The sequence below is a fragment of the Floridaenema flaviceps BLCC-F50 genome, assembly GCF_041929275.2.
In the GTDB taxonomy this organism is placed as follows: Bacteria; Cyanobacteriota; Cyanobacteriia; order Cyanobacteriales; family Aerosakkonemataceae; genus Floridanema; species Floridanema flaviceps.
In genome coordinates this window covers 1,844,916-1,871,114 of sequence record NZ_JBHFNR020000001.1, presented here as the reverse complement: position 1 = coordinate 1,871,114, position 26,199 = coordinate 1,844,916, and the positions used below count along the sequence as shown (strand labels likewise).

The 26,199-nt window shown below is 39.5% G+C and carries 27 protein-coding genes; 12 read left to right on the top strand and 15 right to left on the bottom strand.

Annotated elements, in window-relative coordinates; all coding sequences use genetic code 11:
- Window positions 1-10: 10 nt before the first annotated feature.
- Together ACE1CI_RS09000 and dprA are read left to right on the top strand one after the other, a co-directional pair.
- Window positions 11-673, top strand: coding sequence for a DUF2301 domain-containing membrane protein (locus tag ACE1CI_RS09000; RefSeq protein WP_413268358.1), 663 nt, complete (start codon window positions 11-13; stop codon window positions 671-673).
- Window positions 674-853: 180 nt separating this feature from the next.
- Window positions 854-2,008 carry a DNA-processing protein DprA gene (dprA, locus tag ACE1CI_RS08995; protein ID WP_413268357.1) on the top strand — a complete coding sequence of 385 codons (1,155 nt, stop codon included), beginning with the start codon at window positions 854-856 and terminating at the stop codon, window positions 2,006-2,008.
- Between the two features lie 12 nt (window positions 2,009-2,020).
- Here dprA and ACE1CI_RS08990 read toward each other — a convergent pair whose 3' ends face one another.
- Both ACE1CI_RS08990 and ACE1CI_RS08985 read right to left on the bottom strand, forming a co-directional pair.
- Window positions 2,021-2,341: a helix-turn-helix domain-containing transcriptional regulator gene (locus tag ACE1CI_RS08990; RefSeq protein ID WP_413268356.1), complete on the bottom strand. Its 321-nt coding sequence runs from the start codon at window positions 2,339-2,341 to the stop codon at window positions 2,021-2,023.
- 28 nt (window positions 2,342-2,369) lie between these two features.
- Window positions 2,370-4,313, bottom strand: a complete 1,944-nt coding sequence (locus ACE1CI_RS08985; protein ID WP_413268355.1) for a protein kinase domain-containing protein — start codon at window positions 4,311-4,313, stop codon at window positions 2,370-2,372.
- An 89-nt stretch (window positions 4,314-4,402) separates the two neighbouring features.
- Between ACE1CI_RS08985 and ACE1CI_RS08980 the strand changes: the two genes are divergently transcribed.
- On the top strand, window positions 4,403-5,038 hold the full coding sequence (locus ACE1CI_RS08980; RefSeq protein WP_413268354.1) for a hypothetical protein: 636 nt from the start codon (window positions 4,403-4,405) through the stop codon (window positions 5,036-5,038).
- 258 nt (window positions 5,039-5,296) lie between these two features.
- On the opposite strand, the gene ACE1CI_RS08975 is transcribed toward ACE1CI_RS08980, so the two are convergent.
- The 3 genes from ACE1CI_RS08975 to ACE1CI_RS08965 all read right to left on the bottom strand — a co-directional run bounded on the left by ACE1CI_RS08975 (window position 5,297) and on the right by ACE1CI_RS08965 (window position 8,678).
- The gene (locus tag ACE1CI_RS08975; protein ID WP_413268353.1) at window positions 5,297-5,959 is read right to left on the bottom strand and encodes a class I SAM-dependent methyltransferase; all 663 of its coding nucleotides are present in this window, start codon (window positions 5,957-5,959) and stop codon (window positions 5,297-5,299) included.
- Between the two features lie 143 nt (window positions 5,960-6,102).
- Complete coding sequence (locus tag ACE1CI_RS08970) at window positions 6,103-8,199, bottom strand: M3 family metallopeptidase (protein ID WP_496615350.1); 2,097 nt, start codon at window positions 8,197-8,199, stop codon at window positions 6,103-6,105.
- 161 nt (window positions 8,200-8,360) lie between these two features.
- The gene (locus ACE1CI_RS08965; RefSeq protein ID WP_413268351.1) at window positions 8,361-8,678 is read right to left on the bottom strand and encodes a carbon dioxide-concentrating mechanism protein CcmK; all 318 of its coding nucleotides are present in this window, start codon (window positions 8,676-8,678) and stop codon (window positions 8,361-8,363) included.
- A 265-nt stretch (window positions 8,679-8,943) separates the two neighbouring features.
- Here ACE1CI_RS08965 and ACE1CI_RS08960 point away from each other — a divergent pair, with 265 nt between their 5' ends.
- Complete coding sequence (locus tag ACE1CI_RS08960; RefSeq protein WP_413268350.1) at window positions 8,944-9,405, top strand: DUF29 domain-containing protein; 462 nt, start codon at window positions 8,944-8,946, stop codon at window positions 9,403-9,405.
- On the opposite strand, the gene ACE1CI_RS08955 is transcribed toward ACE1CI_RS08960, so the two are convergent.
- From ACE1CI_RS08955 to ACE1CI_RS08935, 5 genes are all read right to left on the bottom strand, one after another.
- Window positions 9,402-9,860, bottom strand: a complete 459-nt coding sequence (locus ACE1CI_RS08955) for a DUF29 domain-containing protein (RefSeq protein WP_413268349.1) — start codon at window positions 9,858-9,860, stop codon at window positions 9,402-9,404. The genes ACE1CI_RS08960 and ACE1CI_RS08955 overlap by 4 nt on opposite strands.
- A gap of 3 nt (window positions 9,861-9,863) precedes the next feature.
- On the bottom strand, window positions 9,864-10,301 hold the full coding sequence (locus ACE1CI_RS08950; RefSeq protein ID WP_413268348.1) for a DUF29 domain-containing protein: 438 nt from the start codon (window positions 10,299-10,301) through the stop codon (window positions 9,864-9,866).
- Between the two features lie 70 nt (window positions 10,302-10,371).
- Window positions 10,372-11,382, bottom strand: coding sequence for an NAD-dependent epimerase (locus ACE1CI_RS08945; RefSeq protein WP_413268347.1), 1,011 nt, complete (start codon window positions 11,380-11,382; stop codon window positions 10,372-10,374).
- Window positions 11,383-11,391: 9 nt separating this feature from the next.
- Complete coding sequence (locus tag ACE1CI_RS08940) at window positions 11,392-13,569, bottom strand: Tex family protein (RefSeq protein WP_413268346.1); 2,178 nt, start codon at window positions 13,567-13,569, stop codon at window positions 11,392-11,394.
- A 97-nt stretch (window positions 13,570-13,666) separates the two neighbouring features.
- A complete protein-coding gene (locus ACE1CI_RS08935) occupies window positions 13,667-14,413 on the bottom strand; it encodes a DUF3891 family protein (protein ID WP_413268345.1) in 747 nt (248 codons plus the stop codon).
- A 219-nt stretch (window positions 14,414-14,632) separates the two neighbouring features.
- Here ACE1CI_RS08935 and ACE1CI_RS08930 point away from each other — a divergent pair, with 219 nt between their 5' ends.
- The gene (locus ACE1CI_RS08930) at window positions 14,633-15,250 is read left to right on the top strand and encodes a hypothetical protein (protein ID WP_413268344.1); all 618 of its coding nucleotides are present in this window, start codon (window positions 14,633-14,635) and stop codon (window positions 15,248-15,250) included.
- Between the two features lie 7 nt (window positions 15,251-15,257).
- Here the strand turns inward: ACE1CI_RS08930 and ACE1CI_RS08925 are convergent, their stop codons facing one another.
- Window positions 15,258-15,752: a DUF4385 domain-containing protein gene (locus ACE1CI_RS08925; RefSeq protein WP_413268343.1), complete on the bottom strand. Its 495-nt coding sequence runs from the start codon at window positions 15,750-15,752 to the stop codon at window positions 15,258-15,260.
- Between the two features lie 164 nt (window positions 15,753-15,916).
- Here ACE1CI_RS08925 and ACE1CI_RS08920 point away from each other — a divergent pair, with 164 nt between their 5' ends.
- Both ACE1CI_RS08920 and ACE1CI_RS08915 read left to right on the top strand, forming a co-directional pair.
- On the top strand, window positions 15,917-16,258 hold the full coding sequence (locus ACE1CI_RS08920) for a DUF433 domain-containing protein (RefSeq protein ID WP_193978409.1): 342 nt from the start codon (window positions 15,917-15,919) through the stop codon (window positions 16,256-16,258).
- Window positions 16,227-16,562: a DUF5615 family PIN-like protein gene (locus ACE1CI_RS08915; RefSeq protein WP_413268342.1), complete on the top strand. Its 336-nt coding sequence runs from the start codon at window positions 16,227-16,229 to the stop codon at window positions 16,560-16,562. Before ACE1CI_RS08920 ends, ACE1CI_RS08915 begins: the two co-directional genes overlap by 32 nt.
- A gap of 55 nt (window positions 16,563-16,617) precedes the next feature.
- On the opposite strand, the gene ACE1CI_RS08910 is transcribed toward ACE1CI_RS08915, so the two are convergent.
- From ACE1CI_RS08910 to ACE1CI_RS08900, 3 genes are all read right to left on the bottom strand, one after another.
- A complete protein-coding gene (locus ACE1CI_RS08910) occupies window positions 16,618-16,962 on the bottom strand; it encodes an immunity protein CdiI family protein (protein ID WP_413268341.1) in 345 nt (114 codons plus the stop codon).
- A gap of 17 nt (window positions 16,963-16,979) precedes the next feature.
- On the bottom strand, window positions 16,980-17,270 hold the full coding sequence (locus ACE1CI_RS08905) for a hypothetical protein (RefSeq protein WP_413268340.1): 291 nt from the start codon (window positions 17,268-17,270) through the stop codon (window positions 16,980-16,982).
- A gap of 307 nt (window positions 17,271-17,577) precedes the next feature.
- Complete coding sequence (locus ACE1CI_RS08900) at window positions 17,578-19,023, bottom strand: alpha/beta hydrolase (protein ID WP_413268339.1); 1,446 nt, start codon at window positions 19,021-19,023, stop codon at window positions 17,578-17,580.
- Window positions 19,024-19,081: 58 nt separating this feature from the next.
- On the opposite strand from ACE1CI_RS08900, the gene ACE1CI_RS08895 reads away from it, so the two are divergent.
- The gene (locus ACE1CI_RS08895; protein ID WP_413268338.1) at window positions 19,082-21,214 is read left to right on the top strand and encodes a DNA phosphorothioation-associated putative methyltransferase; all 2,133 of its coding nucleotides are present in this window, start codon (window positions 19,082-19,084) and stop codon (window positions 21,212-21,214) included.
- Between the two features lie 49 nt (window positions 21,215-21,263).
- Here the strand turns inward: ACE1CI_RS08895 and ACE1CI_RS08890 are convergent, their stop codons facing one another.
- A complete protein-coding gene (locus tag ACE1CI_RS08890) occupies window positions 21,264-21,869 on the bottom strand; it encodes a hypothetical protein (RefSeq protein WP_496615349.1) in 606 nt (201 codons plus the stop codon).
- On the opposite strand from ACE1CI_RS08890, the gene ACE1CI_RS08885 reads away from it, so the two are divergent.
- The 4 genes from ACE1CI_RS08885 (at window position 21,868) to ACE1CI_RS08870 (ending at window position 26,140) form a co-directional block, all read left to right on the top strand.
- The gene (locus ACE1CI_RS08885; RefSeq protein WP_413268337.1) at window positions 21,868-23,514 is read left to right on the top strand and encodes an ABC transporter substrate-binding protein; all 1,647 of its coding nucleotides are present in this window, start codon (window positions 21,868-21,870) and stop codon (window positions 23,512-23,514) included. The genes ACE1CI_RS08890 and ACE1CI_RS08885 overlap by 2 nt on opposite strands.
- 67 nt (window positions 23,515-23,581) lie before the next feature.
- Window positions 23,582-24,592 carry an ABC transporter permease gene (locus ACE1CI_RS08880; RefSeq protein WP_413268336.1) on the top strand — a complete coding sequence of 337 codons (1,011 nt, stop codon included), beginning with the start codon at window positions 23,582-23,584 and terminating at the stop codon, window positions 24,590-24,592.
- 79 nt (window positions 24,593-24,671) lie between these two features.
- The gene (locus ACE1CI_RS08875) at window positions 24,672-25,505 is read left to right on the top strand and encodes an ABC transporter permease (protein ID WP_413268335.1); all 834 of its coding nucleotides are present in this window, start codon (window positions 24,672-24,674) and stop codon (window positions 25,503-25,505) included.
- A 125-nt stretch (window positions 25,506-25,630) separates the two neighbouring features.
- Window positions 25,631-26,140 carry a four helix bundle protein gene (locus ACE1CI_RS08870; protein WP_496615348.1) on the top strand — a complete coding sequence of 170 codons (510 nt, stop codon included), beginning with the start codon at window positions 25,631-25,633 and terminating at the stop codon, window positions 26,138-26,140.
- Window positions 26,141-26,199 lie beyond the last annotated feature (59 nt).

The following is a 26,199-nucleotide window of genomic DNA, read 5'->3' as shown; positions in this document are numbered from 1 at the left end:
CAGTAAAAAAATGACTCAAGTACTAGATTCATCTGAACCAAAAGTTTATCAGGGACAATTTGGGGAGTTTACAATTACTCAGAGCGATCGCACAGGCGTAATCATCTATCGCGCCAGCTTAATCATAGCAGCTTTAAGTTTTGCCACTGCCACTTGGTTAGTTATCACCCAAATTGATAATCCAATTACCCTCAATGCAGTTACTCTTTTGTATGCAACATTCTGTTTAGCATTGGGAGTAAGTTTATATACAATTCATATTTATATGGCAGAATTGCATCGCGCATTGCAAATTTTTTGGGGAATCGGAGTTTTCAGTTCAATTGTATTAGCTATTCAAAGCAAACAACCCCTAGCCTTGTATATCTACGAGCATCCATTCACAATTCTAGGAGTAGGATTTCTCTTTGCCGCATTAACAGGAATTTATTTCAAAGAAGCCTTTTGTTTCAACCGTTTAGAAACCAAAGTCCTAACACCAATAGTACCATTGTTATTAGTAGGACATCTCTTTAGTTTGATTCCTACAGACATTGAACAAGTTTTAGTAGCGATTTGGGCAGTTTTGTTTGTCGTATTCGCAGGGCGAAAAATATTACAAGAAATTCCCCAAGATATTGGTGATAAAAGTGTTTTTGAATACTTGAAAAACCAGCGGAAAGCCAAAGCTTGAGGAAACTGGAAATTTTTCTTTAATGTTTATTAATAGTCTAGTACGTTGTTGCGCTCGACTCGCCTTTCTTTAGCGCTGAAGCGCAACAACGTACCTTTTTGAATCTGCCAGTTGCGTAAGTCCTGAATCCGTGAAAATAATGCGATAATCAAATCAGAAGCGAGTAATTGATTTTAAGTAGTGGAAGAACGGGTATTTTGGTTAGCTTGGGCGCAAATTTCAGGAGTTGGGCCAATTTTGCTCAAACGGCTGCAAAACCATTTTATTTCCTTGTCAGCAGCTTGGGAAGCAAGTCCAAATCAACTTAGAGAAGTGGAGGGATTTGGAAATAAAACAGTACAAGCAGTGGTGGAAAAAAGGGCAAAAATTGACCCCGAAAAACTCCTCAAACAGCACTTAGAAAAAAACCCGAATTTTTGGACACCAGCTGACCCCGAATATCCCCGTTTATTGTTAGAAATACCTAACCCACCACCAGTACTTTATTATCGAGGAAAACCCCAACTTTCCGAAAATCAAGGTATCACTCCTACTATTGGTATTGTCGGTACTCGTTCCCTTTCCGAATATGGCAAACGTTGGACTAGAAAAATTAGTGCTGCATTAGCTAAACAAGGATTTACTATAGTTTCCGGCATGGCAGAAGGTATTGATACCGAAGCACATGATGCTTGTTTAGAAGTAGGTGGAAGGACTTTAGCAGTGTTAGGAACTGGTGTAGATGTAGTTTATCCGCCTAGTAATCGTAGGTTGTACGATCGCATATTAGAAAACGGTTTAGTCTTAAGTGAATATATCGCCGGAACTCAACCAAATCGCACCAATTTTCCGCCCCGAAATCGCATCATTGCAGGTTTAAGTCGAGCAGTATTAGTGATGGAAGCACCTAACAAATCAGGAGCTTTAATTACTGCGGATTATACTAAGGATTTACAACGAGATATTTATGTATTAACGGCTCGATTAGAGGATTATAATTCTCATGGTTGCTTAAAATTATTAAACAAAGGAGCTAACGCAATTCCAGTTGAATTCGATCAACTTTTAACCATGTTAGGAGCAAAACCTGTAGCAGACAAAGCAGATTTTTCATCCTTACCCTTATTTAATCAACCTCAAATTGAGCGATCGCCAACACCAATTCAACCACCAACTCCTGAATTAGAACCAGATTTAAAACAGGTTTTCCAAACTCTTACCACAGAACCTTTATCCTTTGATTTAATCGTGCAACAAAGCGGTTTAGCAGCGAGTGTTGTTTCTAGTGCCTTGTTGCAATTAGAATTAATGGGATTAGTAACTCAGTTGCCAGGAATGAGATATCAGAAATGTTAACCAGAAGTTTTATTAATTAGTCTCTTTAACTTGTATTTTCACAGAAAATCCCAGATTATTTAATAGACATACTAAAGTATAAATTTCTTGACCTCCATTTTCAGAAAGCATTTTCTCAAGCTTTTCGTAATATTGTGTAGCTGCTGGCGAAAGATTATTTATTCTTAACTTGGCATTAATTACATCTTGTATAACTGCCCTAATTAATTGACGATCGCTGTCTTCCGAGACTAAAGCTGCACTTAGGTAAGCAGCAGTTTCTTCAGAATTTTTTAGTGATTCGATTAGTGCATCTTGCCAACTATCACTGAGTAAAATCTTCGCTTCGTTCATGGTAGTTTCTCCAGTATTCTTGTGCCTTTTATGGAACTTGCCAAATTTTCATAGTTTTATCCCCACTACCGCTTATTAATAATTTACCATTAGGGCTAAAAGCAACAGCATAAACAGGCGCAGTATGTCCCTGAAAATTAGCTACTTGCTCTCCAGTCATCACATTCCATAATTTAATAGTTTTATCATCACTTCCACTAGCTAAAATTTTACCATTAGGGCTAAAAGCAATAGCATTAATATCAGCTGTATGTCCTCCTGAAAAAGTGCGTAATTCACGTCCGGTATTGACATTCCATAATTTAATAGTTTTATCATCACTACCGCTAGCCACTAGTTGACCATCACGACTCAAAGCAATAGAATTAATATCACCTGAATGCCCGGTTAAACTGCGTAATTCCTTACCTGTTTGCCAATCCCAAACTTTCACAGTTTTATCTACACTACCGCTAACAAGAGTGCGATTATTAGGGCTAAAGGCAACAGAAAGTACAGGAGCAGAATGACCTGTTAAAGTACGAAGTAACTGTCCTGTTTTCCGGTTCCAAATTTTGATAGTGTTGTCATAACTACCAGAAGCAATATTTTGATTATCAGCACTAACAGCTACAGAATTAATCGAACTCTTATGACCTGTTAAATTTAGTAATTGTTTTCCAGTTTTTAAATTCCAAACCTTAACAGTATTATCCTTACTACCACTAACTATAGTTTCCTCATCAGGACTAATAGCGACTGAATAAACCCAATCAGAATGACCATTGAGGGTACGAATTTCTTTACCTTCATTTAGTTGCCACAACTTAACAGTTTTATCATCGCTACCGCTAGCAATTGTTTTACCGTCTCGACTGACAACTACAGTATTTACTTCCCCGGAATGCCCTCCTAAAGTGCGGGGATTAGTAGACTTCTGCCAATACCAATAACCACCACCTGCGAACAGTAACAAAGCAGTTCCTAACCCAGCAATTAAAGTCTTAGTTTGGCGATTAATTCTCGGTTTAGCAGCAGGATTCTCTATGATTGATGATGATGGCTGAGTAATTTGAGTGAGATTTTGATAGATGGTTGTTGGTAAACTTGTAGAATGCAAATCTTGCCAAACTTCATCTGCTGATTGATAACGCTGTTGCATATCTTTTTGCAACAGCTTATTTAGCACATAACTTAAATTCTCATGGATTGGTTGGGGTAAATATTGCTGCCAATTTTTTACCCATTCATAACCGCTATTGACAAATAAATTATGGGGACTAGTTTTAGTTAATAACCTGAAACAAGTCACACCTAAACTATACAAATCACTGACTGGATATGCTGTGCCATCTTGCATTTGTTCGACGGGGGCATAGCCGAGAGTGCCGATGTGAGTACCTGGTTGATTCATGGCAGTTGCCGTTAAATGTTTGGCTATGCCAAAATCAATTAACACTAATTTGCGATCGCTGCGACGACGAATGATATTATCGGGTTTGATATCGCGGTGAACAACCTTTTGTTGATGCACGAATTGCAGTACTGGTAATATATCAATTAACAATTCCCGGATTTTTTGCTCGCTAAAAGCGCCTTGTTTACCTAACTCCTGCAACAAGTTATCTCCATCGACAAACTGTTGCACTAAATATAAAAGTTTATCTTCTTCAAAATAGGCGAAAAGCGTAGGAATTTGGGTATGTTCTCCTAATAATTGCAGTCGCCTTGCTTCTTGCTGAAATAGTTCGGTAGCTTTTTTAATTGCCCAACTACCCTGCGCTTGGGGTAAAAACTGCTTGACAACACATCGCTCATTGAGTTTATCTAGATCTTCAGCGAGGAAAGTTCTGCCAAAACCTCCGGCACCGAGTAGCTGAATTACACGGTAACGGTTACGCAGGGGCGCAAGTTTTGCTCCACAACTTTGGCAAAACTCAGTCCCATCAGGGTTTTCTGGCTTATAGCAATCTGGATTAAGACAACAAATCATACTTTGGACAGACGCACCCTCCTCTGATAATGGTAAATCTTCTTTCAGGACAGTCGGAGTGTTTTTGGAGTGATTACTGAGTATCTGCTATGAATACCAAGTTAATCAAGAAGGGCAAAAATCTACTACTCACAAGCATCTTAGCTGGTATTTGGTTGGGAAATAGTTCAGCGATAGCCCAACAAACTAGACCAACAAGACAAGTTTCTGATGCCCAGGTAAACGCGATGGTGGAAGCTTTGCGAAAGGCAGCGCCTCCAAACCGCGCCAATGATGGGATGTACAGTGATTGGCAAGTTTTGCCAGCTATTATTCCTGACTGGACTAAACGCTGTTTGGGAAGGCAACTGACTCCTGCTGAATTTGAGGCTGATGCTAAAGCTGCTAGGGATACTGTAGCCTGTATTGCTCGACGGGAGTTTAACAGGGTGTATAGTGCGACTGGTAATGAAACTGCTGCTGTACGTGGTGCTGCTTGTTGGTGGATGACTGGTAAAGACAACGGTTGTACCAGTGGGGTGAATGCGGCTTACGTGCAAAGGGTGGTGGGTTTCTATCAGCAACCAGCGCGGACTAATACTTCTTCGCCAACCCAGAAACCTGCTGCTTCCCAGAGTAAACCTGCGGCGACTCCAGCGGCTGAATCGGCGACTCCGACTGCGGAACCTGCTAGCCAACAAACTGAGGAACCTGCGGCTAGTCCAAAACCAACTTCGATAAATTGATTAGAGGGGACTGGGAATGACAGGCAGGATGCCTGTCCTACGGAACTGGGGAAAATTTTGAGTAGGGGCAATTCATGAATTGTCCCTACTGAGTTTTGAGTTAGGGAGAGAGTTTTTAGCTTTTTTCCAGGTTAACTCAGATCTTGCAACAGGGCGAAATCGCGATCGTACAATGATGATTGAGTAATTTTAGGTATCATCAGATTTTCCTGATCTTTTTCCAGCTAAAGAGGCACAGCCGAGTAGTTCATAATACATTTATGGTCTTTTTTGTAAGACAACACAAGTCACAGAAATATCTCGGAAAAGCCATAAACTATATTGCAGCGAATCTACCCACCTGAGCGGTTGATAGATAGGTAAGATTAGTCGAATTATCATCGCAAGTAAATATAGTATTGGTGTGATGGAAGTTGATTTAACCAAAGTTCCTCCCTCGACAATTTTACCCTGAATAAATTTTAGATCGGGAAAAAGATTACTCAATTCTTCAATATTGGGTCGAAACATTGTATCTATTGGATCTCGATGGTAGGGATACTGATAGGGAACTGTCACAAATAGATAACCTCCATCTGGGATAATAGAGCTAATAATTTTACAGATTTCCTCTTTGTTGGTTATATGTTCAAGTAGATTAGAACACAACACAGACTTAATATTCATTTGCGAAATTTCTTCTAAAAATAGAGGATTGTATAAATCTCCTACTAGATCAATTCCTACATCATTTTTTATGTCAGTATGAATTACAGAATATCCCTTTTTTCTGGCTGGCTTGAACAATAAATCATCTATCCAAGGTTGTTCTTTCTCTCGGAAATCTTGGTTTTCACTCCCAATATTCAACAGCGGAAATACATGATCAGGCGCTATAGAATAAATAATGTTTGCCAGCCAGCTTGCTTCTTCTCGTAACATAATGATTTGATACTAGTCTCGGTATGTTAGCTCGAAAACCCTGGTTTTGGGAACTGGGATGATGGAGGGGGAAGGGGAAAAGGGTAAGGGGTAAAGGAAAGATGCTTACCCTTCTCCTTCTTTAACTTCTCCCTTCTGCCTTTTTAGCTTTTCAACCCACTGTGTCTAAGCAATGCTTCGGTATTTGGTTCTCTACCTCGGAAGGCTTTAAAAACTTCCATTGGGTGTTGGTTTCCGCCTAATGCTAGGACTGTTTCGCGGAAAAGTTTGCCTGTTTCAGCGATGGCAGGTTCATTTTCTAAACCTGCTTCTTCAAAGGCGGAGAAGGCATCGGCGCTGAGGACTTCTGCCCATTTGTAGCTGTAGTATCCAGCGGCGTAACCACCACCAAAGATGTGATTAAAGGCGCACAAAAATGCGTCTTCGGGTAAGGGTGGGATGACTGTGGTGGTTTTGGCGAGGCGGTTTCGGACATCGGTAACTTTTTCGGTGCCTCCGGGTTGATAGCGATCGTGCAATTCGATATCCAGAAGGCTAAAGTGTATCTGGCGCAATGTGGCGCTACCACTCATGTAGTTGCGTGCGGCTAAGAGTTTTTGGTAATAATGTTCGGGCAAAGGTTCGCCTGTTTCGTAATGCTTTGCCATGTTGAATAGGGTGTTGCGATCGTAACACCAATTCTCCATAAATTGACTCGGCAATTCTACCGCATCCCATTCAATATTATTAATACCAGCTGCTCCCGGATAATCTACTTTGGTGAGCAAATGTTGTAAACCGTGACCAAATTCATGGAATAAAGTTTCCACTTCCATAAAAGTCATTAAACTAGGTTTACCATCTACAGGCGGAGTTTGATTGCAAACTAAATAAGCCACAGGTAAACGAGTAGTTTCTGTGCCAGCTTCCATGATTTTTGCCCGCACAATACATTCATCCATCCAGGCACCACCGCGTTTTTCTGCGGGGCGACTGTAGGGGTCTAAATAAAAGTAAGCTATGGGTTTTCCTGTCTCATCAGCTACTTGGAAATAACGCACATCTTCCTGCCAAACCGGGGCAGTACCATCGGCGGCAGTAATAGTAACACCGAATAGCCGTTTTGCTAAAGTAAACAACCCATCTAATACTTGTGGTAATGGGAAATAAGGACGCAATTCTTCAGCATTGAACGCATATTTTTCTTCCCGTTGCCGTTCTGACCAAAAACTAATATCCCAGTGTTTAAAGTCGTTAGCTTCAGGGGCATTTTTCGAGGCAGCAAAAGCTTTTAATTCTGCCAAATCTTTAACAGCAGCATCGTAACTAGCTAAACGTAATTCTTCCAATAATGCTTCTACTGCATCGACATTGGGAGCCATTTTTTTGGCTAAACTTAACTCAGCGTAACTGTTAAAGCCAAGGATGCCAGCTTGTTCTTTTCGTAGTTCTAAAATGCGTTCAATTAATGGGTAATTGTTTAGTTCGCCACTGGAAGCACGACTAATAAAAGCCCGATAAAGTTGTTCTCGTAAGTCGCGTCTGGTGCTATGTTGCATGAAGGGAACATAGCTGGGAAAATCTAAAGTAATGCGCCAAGGGCCATTTTCTGGGGTGGCGTTTTCCTCTCCCGCAGCACGGGCAGCTTGAGCAGCTAAACTGAGTAAACTGGGAGGTAAACCATCAATTTCTTCTTTAGTTGTGAGGGTTAAACTAAAAGCTTTGGTGGCATCTAAAACATGGTTAGAAAATTTAGTTCCCAGTTCAGCTAATTCTAATTCAATGGCGTTAAAACGCTCTTTTTCTTCTCCTTCTAAACCTACACCAGAAAGTTCGGCATCTTTAATTGCTGATTCTACAATTCGCTTTTGTGCTGGTTGTAATTTATCCCAATCTTCGCTTTGGCGCAAAGCTTTAAATGCTTCGTAGATGGGTTTACTTTGGCTGAGTTTGTTCCAAAATTGTACGACTTTTGGTTGGACGTTTTCGTAAGCTTGGCGCAGTTCGGGGCTGTTTTTTACTCCCATCAAATGACCAACTACTCCCCAACTCCATCTTAGGGGATCGTTTAAACGGTCTAAAGGTTCGACTAAGCCACTCCAAGTGGGCTGAACATTAGCTTCTAATTGAGCGAGTTCTGCTTCTAGTTTAGGTAGTAATTCGGCAAATGCAGGTTCTACTTGTTCTGGCTTAATGGCATCAAAGGGAGGTAGTCCTTTGCCAATTAAAAGTGGATTATCGGTAATGGTATTGGCAATCATAGTTTAGCTGTTACTACAGTCTCTTTACTTTAGGTTAACGTAAATTACCATCAAGAGTGCATTACCTGAAAACCTTGTAGAGACGTTAGATATAACGTCTCTACAAGGTTTTTTGGAGATTCGACTAAAGGCTAACAACTAACAATTAAAAACTAAGTTTGTCAAGCCCGAAGATAAACTTCAACTTCCCGACTGTTATGAATTGGTAGAACAGTCTCGACATTAGCATCAGGGCGAGGAATTACGTGATAAGAAAGTAATAACTCTTCTTCTGTATTGACTGAGGCTACTGCTCTTACCCCTGCTTCCACAGAGGTTGTAACCTCGGCTACATCTCCTCGGACAATGAGTGTATAGCGGGCACTGCTGACTTTCTCCATACCGACAAGTGTCACACGGGCGGCTTTCACCATCGCATCTGCCACTGCTAAAGCTGGAGGAAGACCCTTGACTTCAACCATACCGACCGCTGCTGGCATCGTAAGACTCCCACAATAATTAAGGCATATTCGACTTTAATTGTACTTTGAATGACCTACCAAATTAGCAAGTAAATTTCTTAACCTGTTCGGCGTTTAAGTAGGGTATGAGGGGAACAGGGAATACATGATTTAAATTAACAACAGTTTATGGGAGTAAGAAGTTTTTCTTAACTGTTACTATGGTTTAGAGAAATAGCAGTTAATTTAGTCTATATAATTATGATGATATTATTGCACTATTTAATGAATTGGTAAGAAAATTATGTCTAATCTTTACGAAATAGATTTTTATGCTTGGACACAAGAACAAGCTGAGTTACTGCGCCAGCAAGAGTGGCAAAAGTTAGATTTAGCAAATTTAATTGAGGAAGTAGAATCTTTGGGAAAACAACAACGTCAAGAACTACGAAATAGTTTGAGTATTTTGATTGGTCATTTATTAAAGTGGGAATATCAAAGGGAACGGCGTAGTCGGAGTTGGTTGGCAACAATTCGAGTTCAAAGGCGTGATATTTTAAGGTTAATGCGAGATAATTCTAGTTTGAAACCTTACTTGCTAGAAATTTTACCGGAAGTTTATGAAAATGGCAAAGATTTAGCGGTGATGGAAACTAATTTGCCTTACAAAACTTTTCCTTCTGTTTGCGGTTATGTGTGGGAAGATATTTTGAGCGATCGCTTTTTCCCCGGCGAACCAAGTATTGAGTTAGAGGAAGAGTTTTAAATAGCTTCTGGTAAAAATTCTGAGTCAAGTATTTCACCAATAGAATAGGGACAATCAGCAGGAAAGGTGTTTATTGGTAGTTTAGTTTCGTTACTCGCTGCTTTTTTCCCTCGATGATAAGACTCAGGTAAAACTTCGGTTAAATATGGCTGAAGACTGGGACTATCTGTTAATAAGTCTAAGATACGGTTTCGTTGTTCATAAATTGTATTTTGCCAAGAGCTACTTTGTAAATTAGATTGATATTGCCATTTGAGTAAGTGCTGTAATAATACCTCTAAACGGCTTTTTAGTTCGCGGCGATCGGACTTTCCCAAACTTTCAATTTCCTCCACTACTGCTTGCCAATCTACCTGAGAAAATTCTCTGGCATTAATTAATTTTGCTGTCTCTTCAGTCCAAGCTACAAAATCGGTTTTATATAAACTGGTTGTGGTTTTTGGGATTGAATTCATTTGCTAATTTTCCGGGAGGAATTCAGGATTTAAAATTTCATCAATTGAAAATGGACAATCATTGGGGAATGTTTCTCCTGGTAATTCTGTTTCTGTTGCGGCTAAATCTTTGGCATCTGTATAACACTCATTTAAAACAGTACTTAAATGATTTTTTAGACTGGGACTGTCGAATAAAATTTTTAGGCAACGACGACGATGTTCTTTAATTGTACCTCGCCAACTTCCCGATCGCTTTTCTGGTTGATATTTCCATTTCAAAAGATGTGCTAGTAAAATACGTAAGTTGCTTTCTAGCGAACGACGGTCACTTTTTCCCATTCCTTCTAATTCGGAAATCAAATGGTCAATATCCAGCTTTTCTAAAGCTTTAAACTTTAAGTGTTGGATTTGTTCTGCTACCCAGGCATCATAATCGGAATTATACAGGTTATCGAGCATCTGAAATTCTCCAAAAAGTTCAGTAGGATGGTGCGTTACGTTGTCACTAACGCACCCTACGAATGGGAGTTTAAACTTTGTAGTAAGAGCGATACCATTTTACAAAGTTATCAATTCCTACTTCGATCGGTGTGCTGGGTTTAAAGCCTACATCTTTAGCTAAGTCGTCTACGTCTGCGTAGGTTGCTAACACATCTCCTGGTTGTAAAGGTAACATATTTTTTTCGGCTTTCATTCCCAAACAATCTTCTAAAACTTCGATGAACTTAATTAATTCTACAGGTTGATTGTTGCCTATATTATAAAGTTTGTAAGGCGCTTTACTTGTGCTGGGATCTGGGTGTTCTCCTGACCATTCGGGGTTGGGTTGGGGGATTTTATCTAAGGTGCGAACTACCCCTTCGGCAATATCATCAACGTATGTAAAATCTCGCCGCATTTTCCCATAGTTAAATACATCAATTGGCTTGCCTGATAAAATCGCTTTGGTGAAGGCAAATAATGCCATATCTGGACGACCCCAAGGGCCATAAACGGTGAAGAATCTTAGTCCAGTTGTGGGTAAATTATACAAATGGCTGTAAGTATGAGCCATTAATTCATTAGCTTTTTTTGTAGCAGCATAAAGGCTCAATGGATGGTCTACGTTATCGTGGACGGAGAATGGCATTTTGGTATTTGCACCATAGACAGAACTGCTGGAAGCAAATACTAAATGTTGGAGATTTTGATAGCGACAACCTTCTAAAATGTTGATAAATCCGACTAAGTTACTATTTACATAAGCATGGGGATTTTTTAAGGAATAGCGAACGCCTGCTTGAGCAGCTAAATGTGCTACCCGATCGAATTGATGTTCGGCAAATAGGTTTTCCATGCCTTCGCGATCGGCTAAATCTAACTTATAAAAAGTAAAGTTTGGTCTGCCTTCTAATTGTGCTAATCTGTCATATTTAAGATTTACATCATAGTAATCATTGAGGTTGTCTAACCCGATTACTTCATCTCCTCTATCCAGCAATTTTTGGGCAACAAAAAAACCAACAAATCCTGCTGCTCCCGTAACTAAAATTTTCGCCATATATTCTCCTTATTTTCTGCCAGCACTGGCTTGATTAACGGCTTTCATTGATAAGCTAATTCGCTTCAATTTTTCATTTACTTCCATAACTTGTACTTTCACAACTTGTCCGACTTTGACTATTTCTTTAGGATCTTTGACAAAGCGATCGGCAAGTTGAGAAATATGTACTAAACCGTCTTGATGCACGCCAATATCTACAAATGCGCCAAAGTTAGCAACATTGGTGATAATTCCTTCTAATTCCATCCCAACTTTTAAGTCGGAAATTTCTTTGATTCCTTCTTTAAAGGTAGCATATTTAAATTCCGCACGAGGATCTCTTCCGGGTTTTTCTAATTCGGAGAAAATGTCTCGTAATGTCGGTAATCCTACTGTATCGGTGGCATATTTTTTTAGGTCAGTTGTTTTAAGTTTTTCGGCAATTTGGGTAATATTATTGAGAGGAACTTTGAGGTCTTTGGCGATCGCTTCTACGACTCCGTAACTCTCTGGATGCACCGCAGTATTATCTAAGGGATTATCACCACCCCGAATTCTTAAGAAACCTGCTGCTTGTTCAAAGGCTTTTGGCCCTAATTTGGGTACTTTTAAGAGTTGGCGACGATTTTTGAATGCGCCATTTTCGTTCCGGTAACTAACAACATTCTTGGCGACTGTTGGTGTCATTCCAGATACAAAAGTTAGTAATTCTTTCGATGCTGTATTCAAATCTACGCCAACGTAGTTAACGCAACTTTCGACGGTTTCATCTAACTTTTTCTTGAGCAATTTTTGGTCTACATCGTGTTGATATTGTCCGACACCGATCGATTTGGGGTCGATTTTTACTAGTTCCGCTAAAGGATCTTGTAAACGCCGACCGATGCTAATTGCTCCTCTTACGGTAACATCAAGATCGGGAAATTCTGAAATGGCGACATCGGAAGCGGAATAAATTGATGCGCCTGATTCGTTTACTATAACTTTGATTGGTTTGCGATCGCTATCTTTTAAAACTTCGGTAACAAATTCATCTGTTTCGCGGGAAGCTGTACCGTTTCCGATCGCAATTAATTCAATGTTATATTTTTGAATTAAACTTTTCAAAGTGTTAGCTGCTTGGGTGCGTTGTGCTGCGCTTTGATGAGGAAAAATTGCTTGATATTCTAAAAATTTCCCGGTTTCCGAGAGAACAGCAACTTTACAACCTGTGCGAAATCCGGGATCGATCGCCAAAGTTGGTTTCATTCCCGCAGGAGAAGATAACAACAACTCCCGCAAATTACTTTCAAAGGTTTTAATTGATTCTAAATCAGCATAACCTTTCTTTTCGGTACGAACTTCGGTAATTAAAGAAGTTTTCATTAACCGATTGAAGGCATCTTTGAGCATTTCTTGGTAAAATTGTTTTACCTGGGGAATCTTAGTTTTAATGTTTTGAGATTCCAGGTAAGACAGAACAACAGAGTCGTCAAAAGCTAAGTCTAAATCTAAAATTCCCTCGCTTTCACCCCGCAACAATGCCAACATATTGTGAGGCGCAATATTTCTTACGGGAATTTGGTAATTGCGATACATTTCAAATTTGGTGCTTCCTTCGGGATGTTCTTCTTTAATCCGCGAAACAAAGACACCTTCTTCTAAAAAGTATTCGCGCAAGTAAGCACGCAATTCTGCTTTTTCAGCCACTTCTTCTGCTAAAATATCTGAAGCACCTTTGAGCGCATCTTCAGCAGTTTTTACTCCCTTTTCTTCGGAAATATATTTTGCTGCTTCTGCTTCTAAAGGTGTGGGTTTGGCGTTGCGATCGTTCAGAGATTTAATAAATTCTGCTAAAGGTTCTAAACCTTTTTCTCTAGCAATTGTGGCGCGAGTTCGCCGCTTCGGTTTATAAGGAAGATAAAGGTCTTCTAATTCATTTTTTTGTAAAGTAGATTCGATTTTTGCTTTTAATTCATCAGTTAGTTTACCTTGGGAAGCGATCGCATCTAAAATACTCGCCTTCCGTTCTTCTAATTCTGTCAGATAAGTAGAGCGATCGGAAATGTTGCGAAGTTGTATTTCATCAAGTGCGCCAGTGCGTTCTTTGCGGTAGCGTGCAATGAAGGGAATTGTTGCACCTTCGGCGAGGAGATCCAGTGCATTTTGCACTTGCGAAGGTGCGACGGAAAGTTCTTGTGCGAGAAGTTGCGGAATGTTCAACATCGAATCTATTCAACCGTTACCAGTGAGATAACTTTTTGGTCATCTTCTAGGGTAACAAATGTTTGGCAACTTCTAAATTAATTAAGATTGTTTGCGATTAATCTGAGGAGTTGGCAAAAGTCCACTCTAGAGTTTTTATTGGTGCAACTTGCAACGCTTGAGTTAAAGCGTCGTTGTTCTCAAATACTACTTGATTTAAGTAAGTTGCTTCCACATTAACTGTAAACTTTTCCTCTTCAAAAGGCCAAGGTTTTACATACACAGTTTGATCTTGTTTTTGAATTATATCATAACGTTGACCTTCGGCATCTTTGCCAATTTCTAAATAACGTTCACCTGCTGGTAATTGACGATTACAAAGGATGAGGGAAAGGCGATCGCATAATTGGAAAAAAGCATAAGTTTGTGCTGCTTCTTCTTTGCTAATTCCTAATTCTTCTCGCCATTGTTTTTGATTTTGCAATTGTTCATCAAGAAAGCTATCTAATTCTGCTAATTTTCCCCGGTTTCCTTCACCTAAAAAGCTAACGTGCATCGAAATTAACATTGCTACCCAACGTCCTCGATATCGGGAATTTTTAGTTAATTCTCGCACTTTTTCTATGTCCGATCCTTTAGGCACTCCTTTAATCAGCGTAAAGTCTAAAGGCGTGCCAACTTCTGTTAGGTGATTGCCTTCCCATTCTTTTTCTAAATCATCATGATGAGAAATCGCTGCTACTGTTTCTACAATGCGTCTAGGACGATCGCTTTTTCGCCAATTTCCTGCAATTTGCGCCGCCAATAAAGCATGAGCGCGATGATAAATTATTTCCCAACCTTTCTCATGTTGGTTAGCAATCATAGTTTTTCTTAGCTCCTTAGTTTATTTAGCAAAGTTGCTACTGTAGAATTGTAATTGCTGGATTTTTAACACAACCTCTGTAGAAAGAATGATTTTTAATTCACCAAACAACAAGGAACAGAAATCACAAATGTAGGGATAATTCATGAACTATCCTTACATTTATAATTGCTTTTAACTGATATCACATTTTTAGTCAACCTATCCCAGGAAATAGCTATGAATCTGAAGCTGCGAATTATTGCAACCTTGAACTGTCTATTACCAATTGTTACTTTTACCGTAATTACAGGTACAAAGACTGTGGAAGCACAAACAACAGCTGCAAATTGTTTACGAGAAGCACAAAACTATTTTTATTCTGCACTTTTTGGGAGTTCAGCTACAAAGGAGAGAGCAGCTAATTTAGCGGCAGAATTATGTCGAGAATACCGAAGTCCAGAAACTGTAACTTGTGCTAAGGAAGCGCAAAAACTTTTCGAGGATGCTTTATTTGGTAATTTCAGTAATGATGAGAGAAAAGAGCGATCGCTAACTTTAGCAGTAGACTTATGTAAGCTAGCAGGAACTAAGCAAAGTGTAACCTGTGCCAAAGAAGCACAAAACTTTTTGGATAACACTTTTTTTGGGATTTTGAGTAATGAGGAAAAGTCTGAGCGATCGACAACTTTAGCTGTAGACTTATGTAGAGTTGGCGGTACAACTGAAGCTGTAACTTGTGTTAAAACAGCATATCCTGGATTTGATGAAGCTCTACTTGACCCAGATTTAAGCATGAATGAAAGACGGATGCAAGCTGTAGAAAGAGCAGTTGAATTTTGTCGTCAAGCAGATTGATAGTTAACTATTCTTTTTCATACAACTGTTTATGTTTTTGTAAAAGTTGTAAATATTTTGCATTGGTTTTTGCCAAAGTCCATTTTTCTTTAAATATTGCCGCAGATTCAGCTTTTATGGGATCGACTTCATTGGGGAGAATATTTTTTCTCGCTGATAACTGAGCTTCTTTAGTGCTTTCTTTTTGCGGATTTTTCTCATACTTCCTGCCACTTTTATGATTAGCATATCGGCGCGATCGCGTGTAACCCATTTGAAGAAACTTTCGCGCCATATCTGCTCCAACAAAATCATCTTGCTCCAAATAATCAAGAAACATTTGGTAGATTTTTTCACTGGATTCTTTGGCAATTTCTGGAGTTTTAAAGCGCCAATAGGGAAGAATTTCTGATTTATAAGGTTCGACTAAAAGTACTCCTTGTTCGCCTTTACCAACTCGGTAAAGTTCGGGGGAGGAGCGAAAATTGAGGTTTTTAAAATCTAAATTATAATCAAAAGCCATTATTTTCACCTATTCCAAAAGTTGAATTTTGATTGGTTTGAGGAGTGCGATCGCTATCATTCCCGTAGATCGCAAATCAATGATAACTAAATTTGTTAAAAATAGCCAAAAGTGCGATAATTAAATATGTTTTAAAATTACCGATCGTCAGGTACTAAGCAAACATGACTATTCAACCGATAATCTCCGAGCATATTGAAATAACTCCTGGTGTTTGTGGCGGTAAACCACGTATTGCCGGACATCGAATTAAAGTGCAGGATATTGTTATTTGGCACGAACGAATGGGAATGTCTCCCGATGAAATAGTGTCGCAGTATCCTACAATTACTTTGGCTGATGTCTATGCTGCTTTGGCGTATTATCACGACCATTTACAGGAAATTAGACAACAAATAGAAGAAGGTGAAGCCTTTGCTAGAGAGATGGAGGCTAAAACTCCGTCTTTACTTCGACAAAAATTAAGGGATCGAAATGACACAAACGATTCGATTTCACTTGGATGAGAATGTTAATGGTGCGATCGCAGATGGTTTACGAAGGCGTGGTATTGATGTAACAACTTCGCCAGAAGTAGGACTGATTGGTGCTTCTGATGAGGTACAACTAGCATTTGCCTTGTCCCAAAGTCGGGTAATTTTTACTCAGGACGATGATTTTCTGAGGCTCCATCAAGCTGGAATTGAACATTCTGGCATTACATACTGTAAGCAGAATAGTCGATCGATTGGGGATATTTTGCGCTTTTTAATTTTAATTTGGGAGTGTCTTGAACCGGAGGAAATGCGCGATCGAGTGGAATTTATTTGAGGAATGCGATCGCGCATTTTGATTAATTCCAAGTAGGCGAGGCGCATATATTTTTTTAGACAAGTGAAGAAACTTGGTTTGGATTTGTGAATAGTTGACGACATTTTTCACTGAAGTAGAAAACTTCGTAATTAGGCGCGAGTTCTTGAGAAAGCTGCTGCCAAAGAATGATTCCCTGGCGTTCAAATTTTTCCGCATCCTGTTCACTTAAAAAACCTGAGTCAGGCGGGTAATCATGGTTTAAAGTAGCATCATATACACTTGACCAAACTTCTAATTGTTTAATGGTTTCCTGACTCAAAGGCAAGTCTGATGGAGCGATCGCTCCCACTTTTTCTGAATCAACCCACCATAATGGGTAGCATCCATAGTCTGCCATTAGCTTAATTGTTTTTTTCATAGTTGGACTCTGTTAAATTAAGTAAAAGAGGTAGGATTAGCTCCTACGATAAAACCATTTTCGCTCACTGTCACGGCAATGTACTGAGATGTACCTTGAAAGTAAACTTGATAAATAGGTCTTGGCTTGTTTCCTGTTCCTAAATAACCGACGATAGTACCTTGGGTTACGGCTGTGATTATGGCATCTGGAATTTGTTCTGAGGAGATGCCTTTATTGAAAAAATCAGCGGCATGATTTTCCAGTATATGTTGCAAACCAGCCTTAGAATTTCCACTTTCTAAGAAAACGATTTTGCCATCAGCCAACTTAGCAATTCTAACTATATTTTCTGGTGTACACCTGATTCCATTATGTATTAACGCAAGTTGCTAGTTATTACTTTCGGAGTTCCCCCCTTGAGTAAGGGGGGTTAGGGGGGATCTTCGGCTGTGATTACTACGTTTAGATCCCCCCAACCCCCCTTAACAAGGGGGGCTAAGAAAGAGGCAGACTTGTAACTAGCAACTTGAGTTATTAGCTCGGCTATCAATTCGGAACGCGATACCATTTCTTATTTTGGATGATTCGGTAAGATGGTATCACTGTTAGACCCGAAAGGCTCAAAATTAATAACTACCCAGCTAAGGGAAAAGCAGCAGCAAGCGTCCAACCAAAAAACAAAGTACTTCCTAAAGCATAAGTCCAAGCATCATTTACTTGAGACGCAGCGAAAGCAAGAATTCCGAAAACTAGGGGAAATATTGGCAACAAAAGATAGATAAAGCTGAGTGATGGCACTAGGGAAACCGCTACAATTAAACCTGTAATTAAGAGAATACTTTGGCAAAACCACCAAGCTAATCGTTTGCCTATTCCTACATTTTGTTGCACGATTTCTGATGCTAAAAACCAAGGTAAACAAGCTAAAGAAAGTATAGGCCAAACTAACAAACGTGAGGGAATTAACCACCATTGTAACCAGACTACTTGTGCCATTGCACCAAAAGCCAGCCAAAGTAGTACAAATAGTCCTAAACCTAAGAGTAAATTTTGTATTTTGGGACGGGGAAATTTCCAGATAGTAATTAGCCAAGTTGTACCTGCCAAAAAGAACCAAACACCCAAAGCGCCGCCTACTAATAAACCGCCTAAACTTTCTAGTTCGATCGCACCCTCCAACCCAGAAAGCAACCCACTTGCCACAAAAGGCGCTACCAACAAACCCGCAAAACTTCTCAACCAAGAAACTCTCTGATTATTAGGATTAAAATTCAATTTGGGAGCAATTGCAGCTAGTAAAATCAACCATCCTAATAAGTGTAAACCGTAAAAAAGCATCCTGCGATCGAGATATTTACTATCACTTTGCAACCCAAAAGTTGCATCTAACCATTTACGCGCCGCTTGGTGACTTTCATCTCGAAACAAAATTGTAATATGTTCGGCATTGGGAACAATAATTAATTCTCGTCCTTTTCCCGCTGCCAAATTTTGATTTTCTCCCCCCGCAGCTTGCAACAATTTCTCTGCATTCTTAACAAAACCCGGTTCCCAACTACCTGCTTGTAGCTGAAGGTTACGCGGTGTCGCAGGTGTCACGCCTCTACCCGTAGGAGAAACCGCAACTGTCGCCGCAAAACTTTGAGAATCTTTCATTGCAGCAGAAATTACTGCGCCGCTACCCATAGAATGACCCAAGGAAGCTAAACGCGCCGCATCTACTTGCGGTTGATCCAACAAAGCAGCAGTCGCAACGTCAATATATTTTTGCAATGAATCAAATTTTAGCGGTGTCGCATTAGCACCATGACCACCAAAATCCCACAATAATACACCATATCCAGTGTGCGCTAATGTGTGCGCGTAACCCAACATTAACTGTTTTGAACCTGCGAAACCATGCGCCACCAAAACACCGGGAATTTTGTCTTGGTTTTTTGGCGCAACGTATACCATAGGTACGTTATCGCGGGAAAAAGAACGTACTACCAGTCCATTTTGTGCAGTTGCTACACCCCACCAAGAAAAGGCGATCGATAATAGAGCAATTGTTAGTAAAAATATACGTTTGCGAGTCATCCAAATTTCCCAACTAGAGTTATTCTTATTCAAAAAGATAGCTGATTGAGGCAAAGCAATGACTAGTTTTAGTGTCAGCGATGAACTACTTTTTCGCTTGGAAGAACCGGGTGCGATCGAATCTTGTTGTCTGCAAAGTGCGATCGGTAAAAAATTACCCAATGCTCTTTACGTACACATTTCCGCTATTGAAAAACTCGACCCTTTATTGCGTCTTCATTATGACCGTTTCCTCTCAATTGTAGACAGGCAAATTGACCAAGCAAACATAGTTAAATTTCACACCAACGAATCAAAAATATCTTTCCTATTTTATCCCGAATTCGACACAGATCCCCATCCCGCTTTACACGCTAGTATCCAAGTTGACTTAAACGATCGTAGTATTAACTATCGAAATTATTCTACTGCTGATAATCCGCCAATTCTCCATCGCAAAGAAACATTTGTTACAGAAGAATATCCTAATTACGCAGAATTTGCCGAACTGACTCACCAAGAAGAAATATTAGGACTTCTTGACAAAACCAACTTTATTGGCACGCTCAAAGCTTGGCAACAATGCTTAGACGAAAAAGGTATAGAAATCCGCAATCATCGCATTTTTATCATTACAGAAAATGGCGAAGAATTAGACTTTAAAGAAAACAATTACCAACTACCAACTACCAACTACCAATTACTATTACCCCAAATTCAACGCCACCGAGCCGCAATGGTGCGCCGAGATATTTCTCGTCCGGTGCGGTTAGCTTTAGAGGCAAATATCTTTAATCAAGATACCACTTTTTTTGATTATGGTTGCGGTTATGGCGGTGATGTAAAACGTATTGCTGAACAAGGTTTTGTCAGCTATGGATGGGACCCCTACTACTTCCCATACAATCATATTATTGCTGCCGATATTGTCAATATTGGTTATGTAATTAATGTGATTGAATGCCAAAAAGAACGGCGCGAAGCTTTATTAAAAGCTTGGGAATTAACTAAACAAGTTTTAATTGTTTCGGCACAGGTTTTAATTGATGATGAAAGGCGCGGTCAAGTAGCATTTAACGATGGATTTGTTACTCGGAGAAATACCTTTCAAAAATATTACCAACAAGAAGAATTAAAAGTTTATATTGACCAAGTTTTAGAAGTAGATTCGATTCCCATTGCTTTAGGAATTTACTTTGTTTTTCGCGATCCAATTCAAGCGGAAAATTTTCGTGCTTCTCGGTGTCGATCGCGCCTCTCCACACCCAGAGTTAAATACCTAGATAAACGCTTTGAAGACTATCAAGAATTACTCCAACCTTTAATGACATTTTTCACCGAAAGAGGTCGTCTTCCCCTACCAGGAGAATTCCCCCAAGAAGCCGAATTAAAAGCCGAATTTGGCAGAATTAGCCGTGCTTTTCAAGTAATTTTACAAGCAACTGACCAACAAGAGTGGGATATGATTACGGAAAAACGTTACTCGGATTTACTCCTTTATCTTGCCTTGCAAAACTTTAACGAATCCCACAAGTTCAAAGATGTTCCTCCAGTGATTCAAAAGGATATAAAAGGATTTTTTGGTAGTTATAGAAACGCCAAAGAAGCTGCCGAAGGAATGTTGTTTAGTTTGGGAAACTTAAGCATTATAAATAAATGTTGTGAAGCTAGTCAAATTGGTAGCAAACGTGCTAATGCTCTTTACGTTCATGTTTCCGCTTTGCCAGAACTTGACTATCGTTTGCGAATTTATGAAGGTTGCGCTAGCAGAACTATTGGTCGCATGGATGGCGCAACTTTAATCAAATTCCATACCAAACAACCGAAAATTTCCTATCTATTTTATCCCCATTTTGATACAGAACCCCATCCAGCTTTACACACCAGTATGCACATCGATTTACGAGATTTGCACGTTAGTTATCGAGATTATTCTGAGGCAAACGATCCTCCACTTTGGCATCGGAAAGAAACAGTTTTAACTCCTGACTATCCAGGTTATGAAAAATTTGCCAAACTCAGTCAGCAAGAAGAAAATTGGGGATTATTCGATGATTTTAATACTATTAGAACCCTTAAAGGTTGGCAACGATGTTTAGAAGAACATTGTGCAGAAATCCGTAATTATCGATTGTTTTGGCAGAAAGATGCTGACCCTTATCGAGTTAAGTTGGCGCAGTCTGCTAAAAAAGCACGGCAAAAAGTAAATTAGTCATTGGTAATTGGTCAAATTCTCGATCGAGTTCTGCAATTTTTTAAGGCTAATTTGATTGTTTACGAGTTTTTTTAGCTAACTCTAACCAATGTTCAATACCTTTTTTGCTCGGTTGTCCTGATGCGGTAAAAGTCCAAATTTCTCTTTTGTTTTGCGGCCCATAACTAATATGAATTGGTCGATCGACACCGTAAAAATAAAGTGAATCAAAGGGCAGTTTTTGTGCTAAAATCCAGTCGATAACGCGATCGCTCCCTGACCCCAAAATCAAAAAATCACAAACCGACCCCAACCTTTGACAGTAATACTTTCCATTTTTATTAATTTCATGAGCTAAATGTTGATCGATTTCCGGCGCAACTCTACCATTTTTTAAGCCTGTTTCGGGGTCTTTTTTGGCTAAATATTTTTTCAAATCTTTTGAGCAAAAACCGTAAGTTAGCCGAAAATTTTCTACTCCAAAATAGTTAATTATTGGCTCTAAAATAAACTGTGTTAAAGCTTCTATTGCAGGTAATGTTTCTGCTAAGTTTTCGGGAAAAGGATTGATTTGATCGGCGTACTTCTGATAAGTTTGAGTACAAGTACAAAACTCTTCGAGAGTGAGGTATTTTCCCAGTTTAATCTCTTTCATATCTTTAGAAATTAACATGATCAACTATAAAAGACGACGGTTATTTTTTTTAGGGGCGGTTTGTGCGATCGCACTCATCCTGAACAATTGTAAAAGTGCGCCGAATAGCGATCGAACTACCCCAACCACTTCCACAGCAAATCAACAAGTATTTGTTTACGGTTCCGGGGGTTCTCCAGTAAACCTAGAACCGGGAAATGTTACTGATGGTAACTCGTTAATTGTGCAACAACAAATTTACGATCGCCTATTAAAATTTAAACCAGGTACTACTGATTTGCAACCGAGTTTAGCTACGTCTTGGTCAGTTTCCGCTGATGGGAAAACCTGGACTTTTAAACTGCGTCCGGGTGTAAAATTTCACGATGGCACAAATTTTGATGCAGAAGCTGTGAAATTTAATGTGGAACGTTGGTGGGATGCGAAAAATCCCAACGGTTATCGCAATGCTGGCAAAAGTTATGAAATTTGGCAGCAAATCTTTGGCGGATTTAAAGGCGATCCGAACTCACTATTACAAGATTTCAAAGTAGTAGATAAATCTACAATTCAATTTGTTTTAAAACAACCTTTTGCTGCTTTTCCCTCTGCCATTGGATCGGGATTTTTTGGCATAGCTAGTCCGACAGCAATTAAAAAAGCTGGTGCTAATTATGGTACTCCTAATTCGTTAGCTGTAGGAACAGGCCCATTTATATTTAAAGAATGGCGGACAGGCGATCGCGTCACCTTGGCAAAAAACCCTAACTACTGGCAAAAAGGTTTTCCCAAAACTAATCAATTAGTAATTCGTTTTATCACCGATCCCGCAGCCAGATTAGCCCAACTTCGCGCTGGACAAATTGATTTTACCGTCGATCTTGCGCCAGATCAAATTAAAGAAATCCAAAGCGATCGCAATTTAGATGCTGTTCCCCGTCCCTCATTTAATGTGGGCTATCTTGCACTGAATACCAGTTACAAACCCCTGTCAGATGTGAGGGTTAGACAGGCGATCGACCTTGCCATTGACAAACAACAAATTGTTCAAGCATTTTGGGGAGACTTAGGTGAGAATTCCCCTCATTTTATCCCCTCCATATTAAGTTGGGCGCAATCAAAAAACCTGACCAAAACCCAACCTAATCCCCAAAAAGCCAAACAACTACTTACACAAGCTGGCTATCCAAACGGATTTGATTTAGAACTTTGGTATATGCCCGTTTCTCGTCCTTATTTTCCCACACCTAAACCAATTGCTGAAGCTTTTGCTGCTGATTTGAGTGCGATCGGGATTCGAGTTAAACTTAACACCAAAGATTGGGCAGCTTATATTGCCGATCGCAAAAAATCGCCAGGATTTCAAGCATTTATGTTAGGTTGGACTGCTGATTATGGCGATCCCGATAGTTTTTATTACCCGCATTTTGGCCCCGGTGGAACTGTAGATATTGGAGGTTGGAAAAACGCCAAACTTATCCAACTTTTAAACCAAGGTCGGGCAACTGGAGATAAAGCAGCAAGGGCGAAAATTTATGCCCAAATTGATGAAATTTTATCTCAAGAAGCTGTGCGTTTACCAATAGTACATTCTCAACCACTTTTAGCTAAAAGAAAAAACGTTCAAGGTTGGATTCCCAGTCCTTTAGGTAGTGAAGATTTTGCTGGAATTCAAAAACAATAATTAATCAGGTACGTTGTTGCGCTTTAGCGCTAAAATGTAGCGCTGAAGCGCAACAACGTACCAAATCATGTTTAAATACATTTTAAAACGCTTACTAAGTCTCCTCCCAGTCCTCATCGGAATCACCCTTTTAGTATTCACCTTGCTGCATTTAATTCCCGGAGATCCAGCAGTGGTATTATTAGGAGAAAGAGCAACACCTGAACAGATAGAATCCCTGAGACAGCAATTAGGATTAAATCAACCATTACCGATCCAATATTTTAACTTTTTGTTCAATGTAATTCGCTTCGACTTTGGCAAGAGTATTATCAGCGGGATTCCCATTATTGATGAAATTTCAACTCGTTGGCCTGCGACATTTGAATTATCAGTAGCAGCAATGTTAATTGCTTTAATTTTGGGAATTCCTGCGGGGATTTTTGCCGCAGTTCGGAAAAATAGCTGGTTGGATAACCTGTTAATGAGTAGTTCTTTAATAGGTGTTTCTTTGCCAGTTTATTGGTTAGGATTATTGTTAATTTATTTATTTGCCGTCAACTTGCAATTGTTACCTCCTAGTGGCAGAATTAGCGTTGACGCAGGTTTTAATTTTAAACCAATCACAGGTTTTTTTGTGCTTGATTCTCTTCTCAGATTAGATATCAAAACTTTACAAGATGTCCTATCTCATTTAATTTTACCAGCTATAACATTAGGAACGATTCCTTTAGCAATTCTCGCTAGAATTACTAGAAGCGCTATGTTAGAAGTGTTATCCCAAGATTATATTCGTACTGCGAGGGCAAAGGGAGTTCCTGAATATTTTGTTATTTTAAAACACGCTTTAAAAAATGCTTTTTTGCCAATTAGTACCACTATTGGGTTACAATTTGGTACGCTACTTGGTGGGGCAATTCTTACAGAAACAATTTTCTCATGGCCCGGAATTGGTTCTTGGATTTATGAGGGAATTTTAGCGCGAGATTATCCAGTTGTTCAAGGAGGAGTAATTTTCGTATGTGTAACTTTTGTGTTAATTAACTTGTTAGTGGATTTATCATATACTTTGTTAGATCCCCGAATTCAGTATAAGTAAATAAGGTTCGTTGTAGGCGCTTCAGCGCTTTTCCCACTGAAGTGGGAACAACGAACGATTTGTATCATATCTTTTTATTATGCAAAAATCTTGGGAACGCTTTCTGCAATCTACTTCGGGCAAAATTGGGTTGATTTTAACCATTTCGATCGTATTATTTTCCCTTTTAGCGCCAATACTTCATCCTTACGATCCAGCTACCGATCGCAATTTTACCGCACGTTTAAAACCTCCTAGTGCTGAACACTGGTTTGGCACAGATGGGTTAGGAAGAGATATTTTAGTATTAGTTTGGTATGGAATGCGAACTTCTCTTACTGTTGGGTTAATTTCCGTAGGGATAGGATTAATAATTGGGTTAATTTTAGGATTAATTGCAGGTTATTTTCGGGGGAAAGTTGATACTTTCATTAGTTGGTTGACGGATATACTTTTGGCTTTTCCTTCTATTTTGTTAGCGATCGCGATCGTCACCGTCACAGGCCCAAGTTTACCCAGCGTCATGTTAGCAGTAGGAATCGTCCAAATTCCCATTTATATTCGCTTAACTCGCAGCATGGTACTCTCATTAAGAGAACAAGAATTTATTCAAGCAGTAAAAGCTTTAGGTGCTTCACCAAATCGCATTATTTTCCATCACATTTTACCCAGTACACTTTCACCTTTAATAGTCCAAGCAACACTATCAATTGGTACAGCAACCTTAGAAGCAGCGGGATTAGGATTTTTAGGATTAGGAGCACAACCACCAACACCAGAATTAGGCACAATGTTAGCCGATGCCTTCAAAGGCGGCTATTCTTTAACCTATCCTTGGACAACAATTTTTCCCGGATTATTTATTACTTTAACCGTCTTAGCTTTCAATCTTTTAGGAGACGGTTTACGAGATAGCCTCGATCCTCGTTCTTAGGGACTGGGGACTGGGGACTGGGGACTGGGGACTGGGGACTGGGGATTGGGGACTGGGGATTGGGGACTGGGGACTGGGGATTAAGTAGTGAAAACTGGTTTTTAGGGATAATTTTATACAATAAATTGGGAATAATTATTAAAGCTAAATTTTTAGCTTCCGATCATAGTCCCCAGTCCCCAGTCCCCAGTCCCCAGTCCCCAGTCCCCAATCCCCAATCCCCAAATATCATGGAAGAAAGAGGCTTTGAATCCCTAGAGTTTTACCAAGATAGTTTAAAGTTAGTCAAAGCTGCTTATAGATTGGCAAATAGTTTACCTGTTTATGAACGCTATAATCTCAGCGATCAATTGCGACGATGTGCTTGTAGTATTGTGTTAAATATTGCCGAGGGATATGCACGTTATCATTATTTAGATCGCTTGCGTTTTCTCTACATAGCTCGCGGTTCATTGGGAGAAACTGTTAGTGCTTTTATTGTTGCTGAAAGTGTGGGATATTGCACCAAAGAACAATTGAATTGGGTGATTCAACTTAAAGAGCAAATCGAAAAAAAGCTTAACGGTTACTGTCGCTTTATCCGTTCTCAAAAACAAGGAAGGGACGAATATGGAAACAAGTATATAGATGATTAACTATCTGTCATCATGGATTAGCAAAGAATCGTTGAAAAACATCTTCCCAGTCCCCAGTC

Coding starts and splice junctions, on each gene's coding strand:
- ACE1CI_RS09000 (WP_413268358.1), top strand. CDS start 11: ATGACTCAAGTACTAGATTCATCTGAACCAAAAGTTTATCAGGGACAA.
- ACE1CI_RS08990 (WP_413268356.1), bottom strand. CDS start 2,341: ATGAACGAAGCGAAGATTTTACTCAGTGATAGTTGGCAAGATGCACTA.
- ACE1CI_RS08985 (WP_413268355.1), bottom strand. CDS start 4,313: ATGATTTGTTGTCTTAATCCAGATTGCTATAAGCCAGAAAACCCTGAT.
- ACE1CI_RS08980 (WP_413268354.1), top strand. CDS start 4,403: ATGAATACCAAGTTAATCAAGAAGGGCAAAAATCTACTACTCACAAGC.
- ACE1CI_RS08975 (WP_413268353.1), bottom strand. CDS start 5,959: ATGTTACGAGAAGAAGCAAGCTGGCTGGCAAACATTATTTATTCTATA.
- ACE1CI_RS08970 (WP_496615350.1), bottom strand. CDS start 8,199: ATGATTGCCAATACCATTACCGATAATCCACTTTTAATTGGCAAAGGA.
- ACE1CI_RS08965 (WP_413268351.1), bottom strand. CDS start 8,678: ATGCCAGCAGCGGTCGGTATGGTTGAAGTCAAGGGTCTTCCTCCAGCT.
- ACE1CI_RS08960 (WP_413268350.1), top strand. CDS start 8,944: ATGTCTAATCTTTACGAAATAGATTTTTATGCTTGGACACAAGAACAA.
- ACE1CI_RS08955 (WP_413268349.1), bottom strand. CDS start 9,860: ATGAATTCAATCCCAAAAACCACAACCAGTTTATATAAAACCGATTTT.
- ACE1CI_RS08950 (WP_413268348.1), bottom strand. CDS start 10,301: ATGCTCGATAACCTGTATAATTCCGATTATGATGCCTGGGTAGCAGAA.
- ACE1CI_RS08945 (WP_413268347.1), bottom strand. CDS start 11,382: ATGGCGAAAATTTTAGTTACGGGAGCAGCAGGATTTGTTGGTTTTTTT.
- ACE1CI_RS08940 (WP_413268346.1), bottom strand. CDS start 13,569: ATGTTGAACATTCCGCAACTTCTCGCACAAGAACTTTCCGTCGCACCT.
- ACE1CI_RS08935 (WP_413268345.1), bottom strand. CDS start 14,413: ATGATTGCTAACCAACATGAGAAAGGTTGGGAAATAATTTATCATCGC.
- ACE1CI_RS08930 (WP_413268344.1), top strand. CDS start 14,633: ATGAATCTGAAGCTGCGAATTATTGCAACCTTGAACTGTCTATTACCA.
- ACE1CI_RS08925 (WP_413268343.1), bottom strand. CDS start 15,752: ATGGCTTTTGATTATAATTTAGATTTTAAAAACCTCAATTTTCGCTCC.
- ACE1CI_RS08920 (WP_193978409.1), top strand. CDS start 15,917: ATGACTATTCAACCGATAATCTCCGAGCATATTGAAATAACTCCTGGT.
- ACE1CI_RS08915 (WP_413268342.1), top strand. CDS start 16,227: ATGACACAAACGATTCGATTTCACTTGGATGAGAATGTTAATGGTGCG.
- ACE1CI_RS08910 (WP_413268341.1), bottom strand. CDS start 16,962: ATGAAAAAAACAATTAAGCTAATGGCAGACTATGGATGCTACCCATTA.
- ACE1CI_RS08900 (WP_413268339.1), bottom strand. CDS start 19,023: ATGACTCGCAAACGTATATTTTTACTAACAATTGCTCTATTATCGATC.
- ACE1CI_RS08895 (WP_413268338.1), top strand. CDS start 19,082: ATGACTAGTTTTAGTGTCAGCGATGAACTACTTTTTCGCTTGGAAGAA.
- ACE1CI_RS08885 (WP_413268337.1), top strand. CDS start 21,868: ATGATCAACTATAAAAGACGACGGTTATTTTTTTTAGGGGCGGTTTGT.
- ACE1CI_RS08890 (WP_496615349.1), bottom strand. CDS start 21,869: ATGTTAATTTCTAAAGATATGAAAGAGATTAAACTGGGAAAATACCTC.
- ACE1CI_RS08880 (WP_413268336.1), top strand. CDS start 23,582: ATGTTTAAATACATTTTAAAACGCTTACTAAGTCTCCTCCCAGTCCTC.
- ACE1CI_RS08875 (WP_413268335.1), top strand. CDS start 24,672: ATGCAAAAATCTTGGGAACGCTTTCTGCAATCTACTTCGGGCAAAATT.